The sequence below is a fragment of the Shewanella surugensis genome (assembly GCF_023284005.1).
GTDB lineage: Bacteria > Pseudomonadota > Gammaproteobacteria > Enterobacterales > Shewanellaceae > Shewanella > Shewanella surugensis.
This window is the reverse complement of sequence record NZ_JAKIKS010000360.1, coordinates 1-651: the sequence shown is the minus strand read 5'-3', so window position 1 is coordinate 651 and position 651 is coordinate 1. Positions and strand designations below refer to the sequence as shown.

Genomic DNA, 651 nt, shown 5'->3' with positions numbered 1-651 from the left:
CTACCAGTGATAAATACGGATTATCGCGGGTAGGGATGAATAATACTACCAATTATTTTGTTACCATTTTTGCAGCTTCCATAACTTTAAAAGGTGCATAAAATTGAGGGTAATGACTGAGTTTTCTATTTCATTTTGAACTAGTTTTTTAGTGTGTTTATGTAATGGACTGTGTAATCTTAGTCACAACTATGTTGTCTCCGTCACATTTAATATTAGCTTCTATTTTTAATGAGTTAACTGAATTAGGACTGTCATCGACTATGGCTAAATAGTCATTAAAATACTCATTATCTTTCATTGTTGTTATATCCTTTCTTAAACTTATTTGAATATCAAATGATGAGTTATTTTTATTGGTTTGTATTCTATATTGAATATCAGCTGTATCTCCAACTCCTGGTACATCAAGATGCATTCCTCTTTTTTCCTGAAGATCTTTTAGAATTTCTGCAAATATAGTTTGACAAATCCCCCTCTGTACATTGACTTTGTTAGCAAAGGTACCTTCGACTTCACTCGATGCCATTTTTTCGCCATTTAAGAAATAATCAGCCCTGTTTGTGTCTTTTAAGAACTGACCGGTTATGGCTTTATTGTCTATTTTATTTATTCTTTCAGTAACTTTAGTGCAATCATTATATGACAAAA

General features: G+C 31.5%; 1 protein-coding gene. It reads right to left on the bottom strand.

Translation table 11 applies throughout. From position 1 onward, the window contains the following. Positions 1-157: 157 nt before the first annotated feature. Positions 158-651: hypothetical protein (locus L2764_RS27530; protein WP_248943508.1), on the bottom strand; the 494-nt coding region annotated here is incomplete at its 5' end.